This is a genomic window from Rhodoplanes sp. Z2-YC6860 (assembly GCF_001579845.1).
GTDB lineage: Bacteria > Pseudomonadota > Alphaproteobacteria > Rhizobiales > Xanthobacteraceae > Z2-YC6860.
On sequence record NZ_CP007440.1, the window covers coordinates 1,134,309 to 1,152,699 of the forward strand.

An 18,391-nucleotide genomic window follows, 5' to 3' on the forward strand; every position below is an offset into this window, starting at 1 on the left:
ATCATCGATCGGTTTCTGCCGCTCTTGTGACGCGGTCGTCCAGCGAGCGGCGGGTTGCCTGGATTTCCTTGAGTCGACCCTGACGTACCTTCGCGGCTGCCCCGAGGCTCGTGGATAGAACGTCGATGACCTGGGTGCGGATGTAGGCGTTGAGCTCGCTTGCAACGCGTTCTGCCGCGACCGGGTCTGCCTTTGCGATCGCCGCAGCGAGCTGTTCGGAAATCCGAAACGTTCGCTGGAAGCGTCGCGCCAGTTCTTGTTCTGCATCCGACGACGCACGGGCGCCTTGCTGTGCAATGCGCAGCTTGTCCGTGAGCATTCTGCGATAAGCCTTTTCAAGGCTTCGGTTGTGACATGCTGCGGCGATGGCCGCATGAAGATTGAAATTGGCGACGATGATGGCTTCCGCACTCCTTTTCGTCATCGCCTGCCGGAATTCATCGACGCAGTTCTCGATGGCAGTGAGATCGTGCGGCGTCCGCCGGACCGCGGCGAAATGGCAGATGAGCGGCTGAAAGATGTCCATCGCTTCGTAGTGGTCGACCACATCGACGAACTGCAAGGTTGCGACCTTCGCACCGCGGTTGGGCTCGAGCTCGACCAGATCTTCCGACGCCAGACGGATCAAGGCTTCCCTTACGGGGGTGCGCGACACCTTGTAGGTCTTGCAGAGCTGCAACTCCTCGAGCGGTTCGCCGGGGGCGAGACGCACGCTGATGATGGCGCGGCGCAAAGCCTCGTAGACGATTTGCGCGCCGGTGGGCTTCGGCCCGCTGATGGTCCTGGACCGGTTATTCATGGGTCATTGCACCATGTATTTTTATAGAATACATTTTGGCGCGAGTAAACGAGCGGCCTGACATCGCGGTCGCAAAACAGTGCGGGCAGGGATGAAAGCGGAAAAGTCGCGTTCCAATGGGGCGGCTAACGTTCGCCTCGCGGCCGATATCGGCGGCACCTTCACCGACATTGCGGTGTTCGACGACAAAACCGGAAGGCTCACCTTCGGCAAGGCGCTGTCGACGCCCGATCGACTGGTCAACGGCATCAGCAACGGCGTGCACAAGGCCGGCAGCCAATACGCCTCGGCGAATCTGTTTCTGCACGGCTCGACGGTGGCCATCAACACCATGCTGGAGCGCACCGGCGCGAAGACCGCGCTGGTGACGACCGATGGCTTCCGCGACGTTTACGAGATCGGCCGCATCAACCGGCCCGACGCCTACAACCTCTATTTCCAGAAGCACAAGCCGCTCATCGAGCGCGCGTTGTGTTTCGAGGTGAAGGAACGCGTCCGCGCCGACGGCGAGGTGGTGATCCCGCTCGACGAAGAAGGACTCGCGGCGCTCGGCGACAAGTTCGAAAAGCTCGGCATCGAAGCCGTCGCCATCATGTTCATCAACTGTTACGCCAACAGCGCGCATGAGAAGCGCGCGAAGGAGATCCTGAGCAAGCGGCTGCCGGGCGTGTTTGTATCCGCCTCGCACGAATTGTCGCAGGAGTATCGCGAGTTCGAGCGCGTCTCGACCGTCGCGGCCAACGCCTTCATCGGTCCCAAGGTCCGGCGCTACATCGGCGAGATCGACCAGCACATCCGCAGCGACGACTTCAAAGGCTCGTTCCTCATCGTTCAGTCGACAGGCGGTCTGTACGAAAGCGAGCAGGCGCAGTCGCAATGCGTGCGCATGCTGGAGTCCGGCCCGGCAGCCGGCGTGATCGGCACGCAGGCGCTGTGTCATACGCTTGGGATCGAGAACGCCATCGCCTTCGATATGGGCGGCACCACGGCCAAGGCTGGCGTCATCTACAAGGGCGAGGCGCTGACCACTGGAGCGGCTCTGATCGGCGGTTACGACAAGGCTCTGCCGATCCAGATCGCCATGATGGACATTTTCGAGGTCGGCACCGGCGGCGGCTCGATCGCCAAGCTCGAGGACGAGGCATTGAGAGTGGGTCCGCAGAGCGCGGGCGCGCAGCCGGGTCCGGCCTGTTACGGTCTCGGCGGCACCGAGCCGACCGTGACCGACGCCAACCTGATGCTGGGACGGCTCGGCGCCGACCGCTTCCTGGGCGGCGAGATGAAGCTCGATACCGCGGCCGCGGAACGGGCCCTGGCCAAAATCGGCAAGCCGCTGGACATGAACGCGACTGAAGCCGCCGATGGTATCCTGCGCATTGCCGCGACCGCGATGTCCTACGCCGTGAAGGGCGTCACGACCGAACGCGGTCTCGACGCCGGCGATTTCGTGATGGTGGCCTATGGCGGCGCGGGCCCGCTGCACGCGGTCGCCGTGGCGCGCGAGATCGGCATCCGCAACGTGATCATTCCGGGCGCGCCTGGCGTGTTCTCAGCTTTCGGTATGCTGTTCTCCGACCTGCGCTACGACTATGTGCGCACGCATTTGATGCAGCTTGCCGATGCGCCGTTCGACGAGATCGAGGCGGTTTTCAAAGAGCTGGAGCAACAGGGCCGCGACGCCATTGCGTCGACGTCGGTCCGGCCGCACCAGGTCACGGCGAAGCGCGCGCTCGATATGCGTTACGTCGGGCAGGAACATCCGGTCACGGTCGAGTTGCCGCTGAACGTGTTTGCCAAGCAGGACCGCAAGGCGATCAAGAAGCACTTCGACGATGACCACCTGCAGCGCTACGGCACCTCGGCGCCGGATGAGCGCGCCGAGATCGTCAGCCTCCGCGTCACTGTCGCCGGCGTGATGAAGAAGCCGCCGCAGGAGAAGATCAAGAAGGGCGGCAGCGCGCCGACGAAGGCAGCCTTCACGGGTAAGCGCAAGGCATCGTTCGACGGCAAGTTCCGCGATACGCCGACCTATCGGCGCGCCGAACTGCTGGCCGGTAACAAGATTGCCGGGCCGGCGCTGATCGAGGAGCACGCCTCGACCACGGTGCTGATGCCGGGCGACAAGATGACGGTCGATGCTTACGGCAATCTCGTAATTGCCGTTGCGGGAGCGAAGTAGTCTCGGTGGTCATTCCGGGGCGCGCCGAAGGCGCGAACCCGGAATCCAGTCGAGGAAGCAGTGTGTGGTTCTGGATTCCGGGTTCGCCGCTTTGCGGCGCCCCGGAATGACGGGTGGATAGAGACATGGCAAAAAAAGCGAAAACGAAAGCGGGCAAAGCCCGCAAGGTCGATCCGGTGATTACCGAGATCGTGCGCAACGGCGTGCTCGCCGTGACTGAGGAAATGAAGACAAACCTCATGCGCACGGCCTACAACATGATCATCTACGAGGCACTGGACTTCACCACCGGCCTGTTCACGCCGGAGGGCGAGACCGTCTCGATCGGCATCGGCCTGCCGACCTTCATCCGCGGCATGGCCGAGACCGTGAAGGCGAAGATCAAGCACTTCGGCGGCATCAAGAACATGAAGCCGGGCGACATCTACGTCACCAACGATTCGTACACGACCGGCAGCCATCTCAACCATTTCACCTTCACGCTGCCGATCTTCCACAAGGGCAAGCTGGTCGGCTTTTCCTGCTGCATGGCGCACTGGCTCGATGTCGGTGGTGTGCTCGGCGGCATGACCACCGACATCTTCTCCGAGGGCCTCCAGATCCCGATCCTGAAGTATCAGGATCAGGGCAAGGTCAATCAGGACCTGCTCGACATCATCCGCATCAATGTGCGCCTGCCGCCGCGCGCCATGGGCGACCTGCGCGCGCAGGTGACCGCGGTGAAGACCGGCGAGCGCCGCTTCCTCGAACTGCTCGACCGCTACGGCCAGCAGGCGGTGATGGATTCGATCGCCGTGATCATGGACCGCGCCGAGGCCGCGGCGCGCGCCCGCACGAAGACCATCCCGGACGGCACCTACGAGGCGGAGTCCTTCCTCGACGACGACGGCATCGACATCGGCAAGCGCATCTCGGTGAAGGTCAAGGTCATCGTCAAAGGCGACGAGATGACCATCGACTTCACCGATGTGGCGAAGCAGGTGCGCGGCTTCTACAACTCGGCGATCACCACGGGCTACGGCTGCGCCCAGGTGGCCTATAAGTGCATCACCTCGCCGACCGACTATCCGATCAACGACGGCGCGTTCCGAAGCCTCAAGGTGATCATCCCGCTGGGCCGCATCATCAGCGCGACACGACCCGCGCCGATGCGGTGGTGGATGACGTTCCCGATGACCGTCATCGACACCATCTTCAAGGCGCTGAAGCCTGCGATCCCGGATCGCGTGATCGCCGGCCATCATGCCGACTTGGTGGCGCCGAGCTTCTACGGCTTCAATCCGAAGACGTCGGAGTTCTTCATCGGCACCTTCGGGCCGCTCGGCGGCGGCTGGGGCGCCAAGCGCACCGAAGACGGCGTGTCGGCAACGGTCTGCATGAACGACGGTGATACCCACAACGGTCCGAACGAGCAGGCCGAAGCGAAATTCCCGATTTTGGTGGAGCGCTTCGAACTCATTCCGGACTCGGGCGGCGCAGGCAAACACCGCGGCGGGCTCGGCATTGCGCGTACCACGCGCGCGCTCACTCCTGTGACGGTCAACACCCAGAGCGAGCGCTCGGCGCAACCGCCTTGGGGTCTCGACGGCGGCGGCGACGCCACCGGCAACAAGGTGGCATTCCGCGTCGGCGGCGAATGGAAGTCGGATTTCCCCAACGCCAAGGTGCTGGTGGCGCAGCTCAAGGCGGGCGATGCGTTCCGCATCAGCTCCGGCGGCGGCGGCGGTTACGGCACGGCCTTCGAGCGTCCGGCCGAGGACGTGCAGGAAGACGTCCGGCAGGGCTATGTGAGCGCGAAAGCCGCGGCGGACAAATATGGTGTGGTGATTGATCCAGAAACCTTTGCTATCGATCAGGCCGCAACCGAAAAGCTCCGCGCGAGCCAGTCATAAGGAATGAGTGTTATGGCCGACGTCGTTTCCAGCAATCCCCCGACCATGGCGGCGCCGGGCGGCCACTACAGCCACGCGGTGACGGCCGGCGGCTTCGTGTTCGTGTCGGGCCAACTGCCGATCGCGCCCGACGGCACCAAGCTCGCCGATGCGCCTTTCGAGAAGCAGGCGCAGCAGGTGCTCGACAATGTCGCCGCGGCGATCAAAGGCGCGGGCAGCTCGCTCGACAGGCTCACGCAGGTGCGGGTCTATGTCACCGACATCAACGACTGGCCGGCGTTCAACGCGCTGTATGCGAAATGGACGGGCGGCGCCAAGCCGGCACGCTGCGTGGTGCCGGTGCCGCAGCTCCACTACGGATTCAAGATCGAGGTGGAAGCCGTCGCGGTGAAATAGGGGTGGTGGCGGTGAAATAAGTTTGGGACCAAAAGCGCGCCCAAACTCCCGCCACAGACTCCGCTGTCATGCCGGGGCATCCATGAGCGCCCGCGGCTGGCATGCTCTTACATAAGACTTCCGCTATCGAACGAGGGTCATGGATCGCCGGGTCAAGCCCGGCGATGACACCGCCGTTGTGATGTGCGGAATACAGAAACAGCGAAAGCTACTTCGGCTTCCGGTTGACCTTCGCCGTGTAGTTCATCGCGCCGGCGCCGCAGCAGGGGCAGTTCATCGTCACGAGGATCGTCTGTTTGGCGTCCTCGTCGAGATCGGATTGATCCAGCATTTCCTGCACCTGCTTCTGGAACAGGTCGTGCAACGGCACATTACCGGTGAATATCTGGTCGTCCGCGCCCATCGCACCTTAGTCCCGGCTACGCCTTCAGTCCCAAAAGCCTCTCCGCGTTCTTATACGCGATATCGGCTCGCACATTCTCGTCGATCTTCTCCGTATCGAGCCAGTGTCCGGCCTCCTCGGCCCTCTCGAACGGATAGTCCGCGCCGAACATGATCCGGCCGGCGCCCAGCGCCGCGATGGCGCAATTCAGAGGCTCCGCCGAGCACATGCCCGATGTCGTGATCTCCAGATTGGTCTTGATGTAGTGCGAGACGGGCTTTTTCAAACCCACATTGTAGAAGTCCGGGCCGGTGCGGCTGTCGAAGCGCCAGAGCAGATACGGCAGCGTTTCGCCCATGTGGCCGAGGCCGACGCGCGCTTTGGGATACCGATCGAACACGCCGCCGAAAATCAGCCGCAGCGCATGCGAGCCGGTCTCGAAGGTCCATTCCCAAGTGGCGCGGCGCAGCCCGGGATGGCCCTGCAGCACCGGCGCGACCGACACCGGATCGGTCGGGTGGATATAGATCAGCGTGCCGAGCGCGTCGGCGCGCTCCCAGAACGGCGCGAGCGAAGGATGGTCGAGATACTGCCCGAGCGTGTGGCCGTTGATCATCGCGCCGCAGAACTTCAGGTCCTTGACGCAACGTTCAAGCTCATCGGCCGCGGCCTTGGCGTCCTGCATCGGCAGATGCCCGAAACCTGAATAGCGGTCCGGCCGCTTCTGAATCTCCTTGGCGAGGAAATCGTTGCCCGCCTTGGCGTTGCGCACGGCGGTGGCGGCATCGGGCTCGGCCTGCACGCCAGGGCCGGCAAGCGCCAGCACCGCGCGCGCGATGCCGGCTTTGTCCATCGAAGCGAGCCGCATCTCGCCGAAGTCGGTGTTGCGCTTCAAAAGGTTGTCGCGCTTCTCCGCCGGCATCTCTGCGACGGTGGGATTCCAATATTCGATGAAGCCCGGGCAGAGAAAATGTTCTTCGAGCGCGATCTTCTTGACCAAGGCGTCCTCCATCATGCTGCACGCTGCAATGCAGCATCTTTTATGCTTTCAGCTGTACCGGATATTGGGCTAGCCTGTACCGTGATGCAAGCAGCTTGGTTCTAGTGCGGTCGAGTTGAAGTCGTCATGCGCGCCCCATCCGACAAAAATCAGGTCCAGGTGATCGCCCGCGCTGCGCACATTCTGCGCGCGCTAGAAGGCGAGGATGCCGGCTTGAGCCTCGGACAGATAGCCGCACGGGTGGGTCTTGCGCGCTCGACCGTGCAGCGGATCGTCGCCTCTCTTGAGACCGAGAAACTGCTGATTGCGGCGTCGCCGAACGGCCGTGTGCGGCTTGGGCCTGCGATCTTGCGGCTGGCTTCCTCGGTGACTGGCGATTTCGTCGCCCGCGCCAGGCCGCATCTCATGCGCCTGTCCGAAGAACTGTGCGAGACCGTCGATCTTGCGACAGTGCGCCGCGATCATCTGATGTTCATCGATCAGGTGATCGGCTCGCATCGGCTGCGCACGGTGTCGGCGGTTGGCGAGACGTTTCCGCTCTACTGCACCGCCAATGGCAAGGCCTATCTCTCGAGCCTCGACGAGCTCGAGGTCGAGCAGTTGATCGGCAAGAGCTACGAGGCGCGCACGCCGAACACGCTGACCAAGCTGCCGGCGCTGCTCGCCGAGCTGCGCACGGTGCGCAAGAACGGCATTGCCTATGACCGCGAGGAGCACACGCTCGGCATCTGCGCGGTCGGCGTGGCGCTGCACGATCCGCTCGGCAACGCCGTGGCGATTTCCGTTCCGGTGCCGAGCCAGCGCTTCCGTGAGCAGCAGCGGCTGATCGCCGAGCGGCTGCTGGCAACCAAGCACGCCATGCAGGCCGACTGGAGCGCGGCCGCAGCCTAGCACTTCGAGCCGGCGTACCGCGTCGGGAAACAATCAAAGGCCGCCACTGGCGGCGAACAGGAGGAAAGACCTTGGCGAAAAGAATCCGCGGCGTGATGTTCGAAGAGAACCTCAAGAACGACATGGGGCTCGAGTTCTACAACCTGTCCCATCGTTTCGGTTATCAGTCGCCCAACTGGCCGTACTTCGAGGACGTCAAGATCGAGCGCATCCACTACATGGCGAAGTCGGGCGTGTTGTCGCAGCGCATCACCACCTCGATGCACAACACCACGCACATCGACGCGCCGGCGCACGTCGTGCAGGGCACTCCGTTCATCGACGAAGTGCCGCTTCCGCATTTCTTCGGCTCCGGCATCGTGATCTCGATCCCCAAAAAGCAGTGGGAGCCGATCACCTATGACGATCTCGAGAAGGCGGCCGGCAAGATCGTGCGCCCGCGCGACGTGGTGATCGTCAACACCGGCTGGCACCATCAGTACGAGGACAGCGAGGATTATTTCTGTCGCTCGCCGGGTTTTGTGAAGTCGGCGGGCGAGTGGTTCGTCGAGAAGAAGGTCAAGGTCGTCGGCCACGACACCCAGGCCAACGACCATCCGCTCGCGACCGCCATCGGCCCGCAGCGCAACGGACCGCTGCATCCGCATCTCGCCGAGGAGTATCGCGAGTGGTCCGGCGGCCGCGACTGGAAGGATGACTTCCCGGAGTGGGAGCCGGTGCATCGCATCCTGTTCACCAACGGCATCCTCGGCATCGAGAATGTCGGCGGCGACCTCGACAAGGTCACCGGGCGGCGTTGCACCTTCGCGTTCTTCCCGTGGAACTGGGATCGCGGCGACGGCTGTATCATCCGTCTGGTCGCCATCACCGATCCGAAGGGCAATTATCGCATCGAGAAAGGAGCGAAATTCAAATGATTGCGAAAAAGCTTTCCGAGGCGAAGGAATACGTCGCGCCGAACCACCGCGCTTGCACCACGCTGCGGCTGTTTGGTGCGGAAGCTGGCGTATCCAAGGCGATCGTCGCCGGTGTCTCGCACTTCCTTCCGGGTGGCGGCGCCGGTCCCGACGCCTCGCCGCCCGAAAAGGTCTATTACGTGCTCGAGGGCGAGCTCACGGTGATTGTCAATGGCAAGGAGACGGTCTTGAAGAAGAACGACTCCTGCTACATCGGCCCGAACGAAAGCCGCGAGATCATCAACCGCACCAACGAGGTGTGCACGATCTTCGTTGCGGTGGCGTCGCCGCCGGCGTGATCGCAGGTGAGGCAGCGCTCCCGCCACACGCTCCGTCGTCATGCCCGGGCTTGACCCGGGCATCCATACGCGGTCGCAACAGAGTACCGTCTTACGATTGAGATTGTTGCGCTCGCTCATGGATTGCCGGGTCAAGCCCGGCAATGACCGCGGATAGAGCAACCCTTGTTTGTGAGTTCAGTCATGTCCGAAGACTTCCTGAAAGACCCGCTGTCGCTGTTCAGCGTCAAAGGCAAAACCGCGATCGTCACCGGCGCGACCGGCGCGCTCGGGGCCATCGCTGCGAAAACTCTGGCCGCCGCCGGTGCCAACGTCGTCATCACCGCCAACAACGCCGAAGGCCTGAAGAAGATCGCGGCCGAATGTGTGAAGCTCGGCGGCAAGGTCGAAGTCGTGGCGAAGCGCCCAAGCTCCGAGGCCAATTGCGACGCGATCGTGCAGACCGCGGTCGACAAACTCGGCGGCGTCGACATCCTTGTCGTCGCGTCCGGCCAGAACAAGGTGTCGAAGATCACCGACCAGAAGCCTGAGGATTTCCTCGATGTCATGGACGCCAACGTCACGCAGTCCTGGCTGATGTCGCGTTCGGCGGCGCGCCAGATGATGAAGCAGGGCAAAGGCGGCAAGATCATCCTGACCTCGTCGGCGCGCGGCCTGCTTGGCCATCCGGCCGGCTATACGGCCTATTGTGCGTCGAAGTCTGCGGTCGACGGCATCACCAAGGCGCTGGGTTGCGAACTCGGCGCGACGGGCATCACGGTCAATGCACTGGGGCCGACGGTCTTCCGGTCGCCGCTCACCGAGTGGATGTACGCCGACGATGAGCGCGCGAAAGCCGTGCGTGCCGGCTTCCTGACGCGCGTTCCGAAAGGCCGCCTCGGCGAGCCGGAGGATTTGGCCGGCCCGATCCTGTTCCTCGCCTCCAAGGCGTCGGATTTCTACACCGGCCACATCCTTTATGCCGACGGCGGCTACACAGCGGGCTGATCCATGGCTGGAAAAGCGCGTATCGCGGTGATCGGCGCGGGCCTGATGGGCCATGGCATCGCGCAGGTGTTTGCACTCGCCGGCCACGAGGTGACGATCACCGACGCACACAAGCCGACGCTCGACAGCGCGCTGTCGCGGATATCGGCGAACCTCCGCGATCTCGGTGACGACGAGACGGCCGTCAATCGCGTCAAGCCTGTTGCCGACCTCCCCGATTGCGTGCGCGACGCCGACTACGTCGTCGAGGCCATCCTCGAAGACATGCCGTTGAAGCAGAAGACCTTCGCGGAGATCGAGCAGCACGTCCGGCCCGACACGATCCTGGCCAGCAACACCTCGGTGATGCCGATCACCGAGATCATGCAGGGACTGAAGCATCGCGAACGCGCGCTTGGGACCCACTGGTGGAATCCACCGTTCCTGGTGCCGCTCGTCGAGGTGATCGGCACGCGTTGGACCTCGCAGGAAGCGATCGACTTCACGATGAAGCTGCACGCCGATGCGGCCAAGCAGCCGGCGCACGTGAAGAAGGACGTGCCCGGCTTCATCGGCAATCGGCTGCAGCACGCGCTATGGCGTGAGGCCGTGTCGCTGGTCGAGCGCGGCATCTGCGACGCCGAAACCGTCGACAAGGTGATCAAGGCCGCGTTTGGCAGGCGCCTCGCTGTGCTGGGGCCGCTGGAGAACGCCGATCTGGTCGGCACCGACCTGACGCTCGCGATTCACAAGACCGTGCTGCCGGACATCGACCACCGTCCCGGGCCGTCGCCCTATTTGGAGCGGTTGGTTGCCGAAGGTAAGCTCGGTTTCAAGAGCGGCGAAGGCTTTCGCAAGTGGAGCGCCGAGGAACAAGCGGCGCTGCGCAGCAAGGTTTTGCAACATTTGAAAAAGGCGCGAGAGAACGACTCGAAGACTTAGTGCGGCACGAAACAGATTCGACCGGCCTCATGGTGAGGAGCGCGTAGTGCGGCTCGAACCATGGGGCCGCCCCATCCTTCGAGACGCGGGCTTCGCCCGCTCCTCAGGATGAGGACGGAGCAAACACAGGGAGGCGAACATGAAAGCTGGGAATCGCATCGACCGCCGGACGCTGATCAAGTCAGGCGCGGCCGTGATCGCAACGCCGGCTTTGCTCGGCGCGAATTCGGCGAGCGCCCAGGCCAAGGTCATCAAGATCGGCCATGTCAGCCCGCGCACCGGCCCGCTCGCGGGCTTCGGCGAGGCCGACGACTTCATCCTCAAGCAAGTGCGCGACGTCGTCGGCAAAGGCCTGCAGAGCGGCGGCAAGACCTATCAGGTTCAGATCGTCTCTAAGGACAGCCAGTCGAGCGGCAGCCGCGCCGCGGAGGTCGCCTCGGAGCTGATTCTGTCCGACAAGGTCGATCTGCTGGTCACGTCCGGCACGCCGGATACCACCAACCCGGTTTCCGACCAGGCCGAGGTCAACGAGGTGCCGTGCGTCGCCACCAACTGCCCGTGGCAGCCGTACTTCTTCGGCCGCAGAGGCGACCCCGCGAAGGGTTTCAACTGGACCTATCTGTTTTTCTGGGGTCTTGAGGACGTCATCGCCGCGTTCCTGGCGCTGTGGGATGGCGCACCGACCAACAAGGTGGTCGGTGGCCTGTTCCCCAACGACGCCGACGGCAACGCCTGGGGCGACAAGGAGCGCGGCTTGCCGCCGGCACTGGCGGCCGCGGGCTACAAGCTGCTCGATCCCGGCCGCTATCAGGTGATGAACAACGACTTCTCGTCGCAGATCGCGGCGTTCAAGTCTGCCGGCGCCGAGATCGTCACCGGCAACATGATCCCGCCTGACTTCGCCACGTTCTGGTCGCAGGCCGCACAGCAGGGCTTCAAGCCGAAGATCGTGACCATCGGCAAGGCGCTGCTGTTTCCCTCGGTGATCAATTCGCTCGGCGCGCGCGGCAACGGGCTCACCTCCGAAGTGTGGTGGACGCCGCATCATCCGTTCAAGTCCGGGCTCACCGGCCAAAGCTGCGCCGAACTTGCCAAGGCCTACGAGGACGCAACCAAGCGGCCGTGGTCGCAGCCGATCGGCTTCCAGCACGCGCTGTTCGAGGTGGCGATCGACGTGCTCAAGCGCGCCAAGTCGATCGAGCCCAAGGCGATCCTCGATTCGATCGTTGCCACCAACTACCAGTCCATCGTCGGCCCGGTGCAGTGGACCGGCAAGCCAGTGAAGAACGTCACCAAGACGCCGCTGGTCGCTGGCCAATGGCAGAAGAAGGGCGACAAATTCGAACTGGTGATCACGGCGAACAAGCCGGCGCCGAACATCCCCACGGGCGGGAAGCTCGAGCTCCTGAGCTAGTTTCGTCAATTTCCCATGGCTCCGATCCTCGCGCTCGAAAAGATCTCGAAGCGGTTCGGGGCCGTGGTGGTGGCGAGCGACATCGACCTTGCGCTCAGCCAAGGCGAAGCGCTTGGCATCATCGGGCCGAACGGCGCCGGCAAGACCACGCTGTTCGGCATGATCACCGGAACGGTCGCGCCAAACTCCGGCCGTGTGCTGTTCGAGGGCCGCGACATCACCAAAGACACGCCGGAGCGGCGCTGCCGCATGGGGATCGCCCGCTCGTTCCAGATTCCGCAGCCGTTCGGCGGCATGACGGTGTTCGAGAATCTCGTGGTCGCGGCGGCGTTCGGCGGCAACAAGCGCGAGCGCGATGTCTATCAAAGCTGCGCCGAATTGCTTGAACGCTGCGGGCTGGCCGACAAGGCCGACCGTCGCGCCGGAAGCCTAACATTGCTCGATCGAAAGCGCCTGGAACTCGCCCGCGCGCTCGCCACCGAGCCGCGTGTGCTGCTGCTCGACGAGGTGGCCGGTGGCCTGGTCGAGCACGAGACGGCCGCGTTGGTCGAGCTGGTCAAGCAGGTGAGCGCATCGGGCGTTTCAATCATTTGGATCGAGCATATCGTCCACGCGCTGGTCTCCGCCGTCGGTCGGCTCGTCGTGCTGCATGGCGGCGCGCTGATCGCCGAGGGCGCGCCTGCCGAAGTCATCCGCCGCCCGCAGGTTGCCGAGATCTACATGGGGATCGAGGCCGATGCCTGATCCGCTCCTCGAAGTGCGCGCGCTCGATGCACGCTACGGCGATTTCCAGGCCCTGTTCGGCGTATCGATCAGAGTCGCCGAAGGCGACGTGGTGGCGGTGATCGGCGCCAATGGCGCCGGCAAGTCGACGCTGCTGCGAAGTATTGCCGGTGCGTTGCCGTCGCGCCGCGATGCGATCGTCTTCGCGGGTGAGCCGGTGGGCGATCAGCCGGCCCACGCTGTGGTCGCGCGCGGCATCGCGCTGGTGCCGGAAGGCCGGCGGCTGTTTCCATCGCTGAGCGTCGAGGAGAATCTTTTGATCGGCGGCCAGCTCGGCCGGCCGGGGCCGTGGAGTCTCGATCGCGTCTACGGGTTGTTTCCTGTCCTTAAAGAACGCCGCTATCAGCCGGCGCCGTCGCTGTCGGGCGGTCAGCAGCAGATGGTCGCGATCGGCCGTGCGCTGATGTCCAATCCGAGGCTCTTGCTGTGCGACGAGATCAGCCTGGGTCTCGCGCCGATCGTCATTCGCGATATCTATTCGCGCATTCCGGCCATCGTCGCCGAAGGCCTGTCGCTGGTCATTGTCGAGCAAGACATCGTGCAGGCGTTGAAGTCGGCCAGACACGTCTATTGCCTGCAGGAGGGCCGCGTCGCGCTGGAGGGCGAAGCCAGGACGCTCACCCGCGAGAAAATCTCCGCGGCTTATTTCGGAGTGTGATGTGGAGTGGCTCAACACCATCCTGCAAGGCGTGCTGCTCGGCGGTCTTTACGCCATGTTTGCGGCCGGGCTGTCGCTGATCTTCGGCGTGATGCGGCTCGTCAATATCGCGCACGGCGACCTGATCGTGCTGGCGGCCTATGTCGCACTCGTCACGGTGCAGGCGCTGGGCGTCAATCCGCTGCTGTCGCTCGTGATCGTCGTGCCGCTGATGGCCGGGATCGGCTACATCCTGCAGCGAGGCTTGCTCAATCGCACGCTGGGGGACGACCTGCTGCCGCCGCTTCTCGTCACCTTCGGCCTGTCGGTGATCATCCAAAACGGGCTTCTGGAGCTGTTCACAGCCGACAGCGTCAAGCTCAACGCCGGAACGATCGAGGTCGCGAGCTTGCCGGTGGGCGGCGGGCTTGCGGTTGGCGTGCTGCCGCTCATTCAGTTCGCGCTCGCTGTCGCCGTGATCGCCGGATTGCAATGGCTGTTTTATCGCACCGCGCTCGGCCGCGCGTTCCGGGCCACGTCGGACGACCAGTCCGTCGCGCAGCTGATGGGCCTGAACAACGCCCATGTGTTCGGCCTCGCGATGGCGCTGTCGCTCGCCATCGTCGCCGTCGCTGGCGTGCTGCTTGCGGTGCGTGCCAACTTCGATCCGTCGATCGGCTCGGCACGGCTGATTTTCGGCTTCGAGGCCGTCATCATCGGCGGCCTCGGCAGCATGTGGGGCACGCTCGCCGGCGGCATCATTCTGGGCGTTGCCCAGGCAGTTGGCGCGCAGCTCGATCCCGGCTGGAATCTTTTGGCCGGCCACATCGCGTTCCTGATCGTGCTCGCCGTCCGGCCCGAAGGGCTGTTCCCCAAGGTGCAGGGATGAGCCGATGACAGTCCGCGTCGCCCACGCCAACACGTCGAGCCGCATCGGCATGGCCATCGTCCTGGCTGCGCTTGCAGCGCTGATCGCTGCGCCGTGGTGGGCGGACCGCGCCAGCCTCCGGTTGCTTGCGGAGATTTACGCCTATGTGGGGCTCGCAAGCTTATGGAATCTCCTCGCCGGCTATGCCGGCCTCGTCTCCGTGGGCCAGCAAGCTTATGTCGGGCTCGGCGCCTATGTGCTGTTCGCGCTGGCGATGCTGACAGGCGTGCACCCATTTGTTGCAATTCCGCTGGCGGGAGTTGCCGCCGCCGTCGTTGCGGTGCCGGTTGCGGCGCTGATGTTTCGCCTGCGCGGGCATTACTTTGCCATTGGCACCTGGGTGGTGGCCGAGGTGTTCCGGCTGCTCGCGTCGCAGGTCTCGGCGCTCGATGGCGGCTCCGGCACCAGCTTGCCGTCATCGGTGATCCTGTCCATCGCAGCGAGCCGGCAGATGCGCGAGTTCACGATCTATTGGATTGCGCTCGCACAAGTCGCGGTGATCCTCGCCGCGATCGTGCTGCTGCTGCGTTCGCGCTACGGTCTGGCGCTGACCGCGATCCGCGACAACGAACTCGGCGCGCGCTCCAACGGCATCGACGTCGCGCGCATCAAATACGCGGTCTATGTCGCGGTGGCGTTCGGCACCGCCATGGTCGGCGCGCTGATCTTCTTGCAGAAGATTCGTATCTCGCCGGATACGGCGTTTTCGGTGAACGACTGGACCGCCTTCGTCATCTTCATCACCGTGATCGGCGGCATCGGCCGGGTCGAAGGCCCGATCATCGGCACGGTGGTGTTTTTTCTGCTGCGGCAGACGCTGGCGGATTTGGGCGCCATTTACCTGCTGATCCTGGGTGTTGTCGCCATTGCGGTCATGCTCAGGGCCCCCAAAGGCCTGTGGGGCCTGATCGCCGACCGGTTGGGCTGGCAGGTCTTCCCACTGGAGCGGCGTCTCGTCATAGGTGGGCCATAAAAGCTGCAATTGCGCTCGGTCTGACGAGTGAATATTTTTGTCAGCAGACAAGCGCCCCCAGCGCACCACAATTCGAGGAAATGCGCCGATGACCCAGATCCGTTCCATGAGCCAGTCCACGCCGCGCCGCGCCGGCGAGCTTGGTGTGCATTCGCTCGATCACTTCAATTTTGTGGTCCCGGACGTGGCCAAGGCCGAGACGTTCTACAGTCAGTTCGGCCTCAACGCGAAGGAAGAGGACGGCAAGCTCGCGCTCTACACCCACGGTCACCCGCACCGTTGGGGTGTGGTGTCCGAAGGCCCGCGCAAGAAGTTCAGCTACGTCTCGTTCGGCGCTTACGAGGACGACCTGCCGCGTTTCCGCGAGCGGCTCGAACAGATGCGAATCCAGCGCCTCGATCCGCCCAAGGGCTTCGAGTCGAATGGCCTCTGGTTCCGTGATCCCGACGGCATCCTGATCGAAATCCGCGTCGCCGAGAAAAGCTCGCCCAACGAGAAGGCCACCTTCGAAATGAAGGGCGGCGACGTCGGCATGCAGAATGCAGCGAACCGCAGCAAGGTGCACAAGGTCGCGCCGCGGCGGCTCGCCCATGTGCTGCTGTTCGTCACCGACATCTCGCGCGCCATCAATTTCTATCGTGACGTGATGGGGCTGCGCCTCTCCGACCGCTCCGGCGATCTTGTCGCCTTCATGCATGGCATCCACGGCAGCGATCATCACCTGATCGCCTTCGTGAAGTCTGACGGTCCGGGCCTGCATCATCTCAGCTGGGACGTTGGCTCGATCAACGACATCGGCGTCGGCGCGAGCCACATGGCGGAGAAGGGCTTCGCCTATGGCTGGGGGCTCGGCCGTCACGTGCTCGGCTCGAACTACTTCCATTATGTGCGCGATCCGTGGGGCAGCTACGCCGAATACTCCTGCGACATCGACTACATCCCGCTGACCCAGGACTGGAAGGACGGCGACCATCCGCCGGAAGATTCGTTCTACCAGTGGGGGCCGAACCCGCCGGAAGACTTCGCGCACAACTACGAGGTCTCGAAAGAAGGCCTCAAGAGTTGAACGTCGCTGGCGTGATTCGCCGGCCTTGGTTTTGGTGAATAGCCGCGTAGGGAGGCTGCGATGAGCTACACGCTCAAGGAGTTCTGCGAAGACCATCACGAACTGCTGACTTCAGGCCTGCCGCTCAACCGGGCGCTGCCGCAGATCGCCGAGAAGCTTTCGGTGCTGCTGTGCAATCCGGATTTCGTCGCCGAGGCGTTCAAGGACGATACGCCGGTCGGGCGCCGGACGCTGGCCCACGATCCCGACACCGACGTCTATGTGCTGGCCCACGTCTATGAGGGGCCGAAGAAGGGCACGCCGCACAATCACGGCGCATCCTGGGCCGTGTACGGCACAGCGCGCGCCGTCACCAACATGACGGAATGGCGGCGCGTCAATTCAGCGAGCGAGGAGCAGGCCGTGCTCGAGCCGGTCGAGCACTATGCGCTCGGCCCAGGCCAGACCCGCGCCTACCGCCCCGGCGTGCTGCATTCGACCGAGCATCCAGGCAAGGCCTGGGTGATCCGCGTCACCGGCACCGACGTCGATGCCATCCCACGTTTCCGCTACAAGCCCGAGCGCGACCGGATCGTCGAGAAGGTCTGAGAATGGCGTTGAAGTTCCGCGTCGAACTCGTGTGGGAAGGAGACGATGCGCAGACCGCGTCATCGATCTATCTCACGGGTGACGGCCGCGTCATCCTGCAGGGCCGCGCCGTGTCCCAGGCTGAACGCGAAGCGATGTCGCTGCCGTCTGGCGGCGACATGATCAGCGTCGATCGGAACCTGATCCACGCGATCAAGGAGATGTTGTAAGCGAGGAGGCACCTCATGTTCCTCAAGAATTACTGGTACGTCGCGGCGTCGAGCTCAGAGATCGGTCGCAAGCCGTTTCGCCGCGTGATCATGAACGAGCCGGTGGCCCTCTATCGCACGGAGAACGGCACGCCGATTGCGCTCGAAGACCGTTGCCCGCACCGCCGCCTGCCGCTGTCGATGGGCAAGCTCATCGGCGACGACGTGCTGCAATGCCACTATCACGGCTTGCGCTTTGACCGCACCGGCGCCTGCGTGCAGGTGCCTGGCCAGGACCTGATCCCGCCGACGGCGCGGATCAAAACCTATCCGCTGGTCGAGCGCTACAAATGGCTGTGGATCTGGATGGGCGATCCGGCGCTGGCCGATCCGGCAGCGATTCCGGATTATCACTGGTTCGACGACCCGAACTGGGGTGCGAAGTCGGATTATCTGCACGCCAAGTGCAACTGGCAGCTCATCAACGACAACCTGCTCGATCTGACGCATCTCGCGTTCGTGCACGAGACCACGATCGGCAACATGGCGCTGGTCGAGCACGCCGCGGTGCGCGTGCAAAGGACGCCCCAAGGCGTGCAGGTGACGCGCTGGATCATCGATCAGCCGGCCCCGCCCGCCTTCGTCAAGATCGGCGGCTTCACCGGCAATGTCGATCGCTGGCAGATCATCGATTACACGCCGCCGTCCTATATCCGGCTTGATGTCGGCGCCACGCCGACCGGCACAGGCGCGCCGGAAGGCCGCCGCGTGGGCGGCATCGAGATGCGCAACCTCAACGCCATGACGCCTGAAACCGAGACCACGACGCATTATTTCTGGGGCCAGGCGCACGACTTTGAGCCGCACAACAAGGACATGACTGAGCGCGTGTTCCAGCAGATCAAGACCGCGTTCCTGGAGGATGTGTCGGTGTTCAGCGCCCAGCAGGAGAATATCGATCTCGATCCTGGTGCGCCGCAGGTCGACATCAACGCGGACTCCGGCGGCATCCAGGCCCGCCGCATTGTCGCAAAGCTCTACGCCGACGAGCAGGCGGTGGTGGCCGCGAGCGTGACCGCCGCGGAGTAGATGTTCCTAACAGCCTTGCGTTG

At 63.8% G+C, this 18,391-nt stretch carries 20 protein-coding genes; 17 read left to right on the top strand and 3 right to left on the bottom strand.

Annotation, left to right across the window (positions count from 1 at the left end; all coding sequences use genetic code 11):
• Position 1 precedes the first annotated feature (1 nt).
• Positions 2–799: a GntR family transcriptional regulator gene (locus RHPLAN_RS05235; RefSeq protein ID WP_068014478.1), complete on the bottom strand. Its 798-nt coding sequence runs from the start codon at positions 797–799 to the stop codon at positions 2–4.
• 91 nt (positions 800–890) lie between these two features.
• Here RHPLAN_RS05235 and RHPLAN_RS05240 point away from each other — a divergent pair, with 91 nt between their 5' ends.
• The 3 genes from RHPLAN_RS05240 to RHPLAN_RS05250 all read left to right on the top strand — a co-directional run bounded on the left by RHPLAN_RS05240 (position 891) and on the right by RHPLAN_RS05250 (position 5,266).
• Positions 891–2,978, top strand: a complete 2,088-nt coding sequence (locus tag RHPLAN_RS05240; protein WP_068014480.1) for a hydantoinase/oxoprolinase family protein — start codon at positions 891–893, stop codon at positions 2,976–2,978.
• Between the two features lie 125 nt (positions 2,979–3,103).
• Complete coding sequence (locus RHPLAN_RS05245; protein ID WP_068014482.1) at positions 3,104–4,870, top strand: hydantoinase B/oxoprolinase family protein; 1,767 nt, start codon at positions 3,104–3,106, stop codon at positions 4,868–4,870.
• A 12-nt stretch (positions 4,871–4,882) separates the two neighbouring features.
• Positions 4,883–5,266, top strand: coding sequence for a RidA family protein (locus RHPLAN_RS05250; protein ID WP_198164726.1), 384 nt, complete (start codon positions 4,883–4,885; stop codon positions 5,264–5,266).
• 208 nt (positions 5,267–5,474) lie between these two features.
• Here RHPLAN_RS05250 and RHPLAN_RS05255 read toward each other — a convergent pair whose 3' ends face one another.
• Positions 5,475–5,669 carry a hypothetical protein gene (locus RHPLAN_RS05255; RefSeq protein WP_068014486.1) on the bottom strand — a complete coding sequence of 65 codons (195 nt, stop codon included), beginning with the start codon at positions 5,667–5,669 and terminating at the stop codon, positions 5,475–5,477.
• A 16-nt stretch (positions 5,670–5,685) separates the two neighbouring features.
• Positions 5,686–6,648, bottom strand: a complete 963-nt coding sequence (locus RHPLAN_RS05260; RefSeq protein WP_198164727.1) for an amidohydrolase family protein — start codon at positions 6,646–6,648, stop codon at positions 5,686–5,688.
• A gap of 126 nt (positions 6,649–6,774) precedes the next feature.
• Between RHPLAN_RS05260 and RHPLAN_RS05265 the strand changes: the two genes are divergently transcribed.
• The 14 genes from RHPLAN_RS05265 (at position 6,775) to RHPLAN_RS05330 (ending at position 18,368) form a co-directional block, all read left to right on the top strand.
• Positions 6,775–7,539 (top strand): IclR family transcriptional regulator, encoded by a 765-nt coding sequence (locus RHPLAN_RS05265; RefSeq protein ID WP_068014489.1) that lies wholly within the window; start codon positions 6,775–6,777, stop codon positions 7,537–7,539.
• Between the two features lie 71 nt (positions 7,540–7,610).
• Positions 7,611–8,456 carry a cyclase family protein gene (locus tag RHPLAN_RS05270; protein ID WP_237180053.1) on the top strand — a complete coding sequence of 282 codons (846 nt, stop codon included), beginning with the start codon at positions 7,611–7,613 and terminating at the stop codon, positions 8,454–8,456.
• Positions 8,453–8,794: a cupin domain-containing protein gene (locus tag RHPLAN_RS05275; RefSeq protein WP_068014493.1), complete on the top strand. Its 342-nt coding sequence runs from the start codon at positions 8,453–8,455 to the stop codon at positions 8,792–8,794. Before RHPLAN_RS05270 ends, RHPLAN_RS05275 begins: the two co-directional genes overlap by 4 nt.
• Positions 8,795–8,977: 183 nt before the next feature.
• Positions 8,978–9,781 (top strand): SDR family NAD(P)-dependent oxidoreductase, encoded by an 804-nt coding sequence (locus tag RHPLAN_RS05280; RefSeq protein ID WP_068014495.1) that lies wholly within the window; start codon positions 8,978–8,980, stop codon positions 9,779–9,781.
• A 3-nt stretch (positions 9,782–9,784) separates the two neighbouring features.
• The gene (locus RHPLAN_RS05285; protein ID WP_068014497.1) at positions 9,785–10,702 is read left to right on the top strand and encodes a 3-hydroxyacyl-CoA dehydrogenase family protein; all 918 of its coding nucleotides are present in this window, start codon (positions 9,785–9,787) and stop codon (positions 10,700–10,702) included.
• Between the two features lie 139 nt (positions 10,703–10,841).
• The gene (locus RHPLAN_RS05290) at positions 10,842–12,116 is read left to right on the top strand and encodes an ABC transporter substrate-binding protein (protein ID WP_068014499.1); all 1,275 of its coding nucleotides are present in this window, start codon (positions 10,842–10,844) and stop codon (positions 12,114–12,116) included.
• Positions 12,117–12,131: 15 nt separating this feature from the next.
• Positions 12,132–12,860 carry an ABC transporter ATP-binding protein gene (locus RHPLAN_RS05295; RefSeq protein ID WP_068014501.1) on the top strand — a complete coding sequence of 243 codons (729 nt, stop codon included), beginning with the start codon at positions 12,132–12,134 and terminating at the stop codon, positions 12,858–12,860.
• A complete protein-coding gene (locus tag RHPLAN_RS05300) occupies positions 12,853–13,557 on the top strand; it encodes an ABC transporter ATP-binding protein (protein ID WP_068014504.1) in 705 nt (234 codons plus the stop codon). The genes RHPLAN_RS05295 and RHPLAN_RS05300 overlap by 8 nt, the downstream gene beginning before the upstream one ends.
• A 1-nt stretch (position 13,558) precedes the next feature.
• Positions 13,559–14,425, top strand: coding sequence for a branched-chain amino acid ABC transporter permease (locus RHPLAN_RS05305; protein WP_068014506.1), 867 nt, complete (start codon positions 13,559–13,561; stop codon positions 14,423–14,425).
• Positions 14,426–14,429: 4 nt separating this feature from the next.
• A complete protein-coding gene (locus RHPLAN_RS05310) occupies positions 14,430–15,437 on the top strand; it encodes a branched-chain amino acid ABC transporter permease (RefSeq protein ID WP_068014509.1) in 1,008 nt (335 codons plus the stop codon).
• 88 nt (positions 15,438–15,525) lie between these two features.
• Entirely contained in the window at positions 15,526–16,503 is a 978-nt protein-coding gene (locus RHPLAN_RS05315) for a VOC family protein (protein WP_237180054.1), read from the top strand.
• Between the two features lie 60 nt (positions 16,504–16,563).
• Positions 16,564–17,091: a hypothetical protein gene (locus tag RHPLAN_RS05320; protein WP_068014511.1), complete on the top strand. Its 528-nt coding sequence runs from the start codon at positions 16,564–16,566 to the stop codon at positions 17,089–17,091.
• A gap of 2 nt (positions 17,092–17,093) precedes the next feature.
• Positions 17,094–17,300, top strand: coding sequence for a hypothetical protein (locus tag RHPLAN_RS05325; protein WP_068014512.1), 207 nt, complete (start codon positions 17,094–17,096; stop codon positions 17,298–17,300).
• A 15-nt stretch (positions 17,301–17,315) separates the two neighbouring features.
• The gene (locus RHPLAN_RS05330) at positions 17,316–18,368 is read left to right on the top strand and encodes an aromatic ring-hydroxylating dioxygenase subunit alpha (RefSeq protein ID WP_068014514.1); all 1,053 of its coding nucleotides are present in this window, start codon (positions 17,316–17,318) and stop codon (positions 18,366–18,368) included.
• Positions 18,369–18,391 lie beyond the last annotated feature (23 nt).

Coding starts and splice junctions, on each gene's coding strand:
- RHPLAN_RS05235 (WP_068014478.1), bottom strand. CDS start 799: ATGAATAACCGGTCCAGGACCATCAGCGGGCCGAAGCCCACCGGCGCG.
- RHPLAN_RS05240 (WP_068014480.1), top strand. CDS start 891: ATGAAAGCGGAAAAGTCGCGTTCCAATGGGGCGGCTAACGTTCGCCTC.
- RHPLAN_RS05245 (WP_068014482.1), top strand. CDS start 3,104: ATGGCAAAAAAAGCGAAAACGAAAGCGGGCAAAGCCCGCAAGGTCGAT.
- RHPLAN_RS05250 (WP_198164726.1), top strand. CDS start 4,883: ATGGCCGACGTCGTTTCCAGCAATCCCCCGACCATGGCGGCGCCGGGC.
- RHPLAN_RS05255 (WP_068014486.1), bottom strand. CDS start 5,669: ATGGGCGCGGACGACCAGATATTCACCGGTAATGTGCCGTTGCACGAC.
- RHPLAN_RS05265 (WP_068014489.1), top strand. CDS start 6,775: ATGCGCGCCCCATCCGACAAAAATCAGGTCCAGGTGATCGCCCGCGCT.
- RHPLAN_RS05275 (WP_068014493.1), top strand. CDS start 8,453: ATGATTGCGAAAAAGCTTTCCGAGGCGAAGGAATACGTCGCGCCGAAC.
- RHPLAN_RS05280 (WP_068014495.1), top strand. CDS start 8,978: ATGTCCGAAGACTTCCTGAAAGACCCGCTGTCGCTGTTCAGCGTCAAA.
- RHPLAN_RS05285 (WP_068014497.1), top strand. CDS start 9,785: ATGGCTGGAAAAGCGCGTATCGCGGTGATCGGCGCGGGCCTGATGGGC.
- RHPLAN_RS05290 (WP_068014499.1), top strand. CDS start 10,842: ATGAAAGCTGGGAATCGCATCGACCGCCGGACGCTGATCAAGTCAGGC.
- RHPLAN_RS05295 (WP_068014501.1), top strand. CDS start 12,132: ATGGCTCCGATCCTCGCGCTCGAAAAGATCTCGAAGCGGTTCGGGGCC.
- RHPLAN_RS05300 (WP_068014504.1), top strand. CDS start 12,853: ATGCCTGATCCGCTCCTCGAAGTGCGCGCGCTCGATGCACGCTACGGC.
- RHPLAN_RS05310 (WP_068014509.1), top strand. CDS start 14,430: ATGACAGTCCGCGTCGCCCACGCCAACACGTCGAGCCGCATCGGCATG.
- RHPLAN_RS05315 (WP_237180054.1), top strand. CDS start 15,526: ATGACCCAGATCCGTTCCATGAGCCAGTCCACGCCGCGCCGCGCCGGC.
- RHPLAN_RS05320 (WP_068014511.1), top strand. CDS start 16,564: ATGAGCTACACGCTCAAGGAGTTCTGCGAAGACCATCACGAACTGCTG.
- RHPLAN_RS05325 (WP_068014512.1), top strand. CDS start 17,094: ATGGCGTTGAAGTTCCGCGTCGAACTCGTGTGGGAAGGAGACGATGCG.
- RHPLAN_RS05330 (WP_068014514.1), top strand. CDS start 17,316: ATGTTCCTCAAGAATTACTGGTACGTCGCGGCGTCGAGCTCAGAGATC.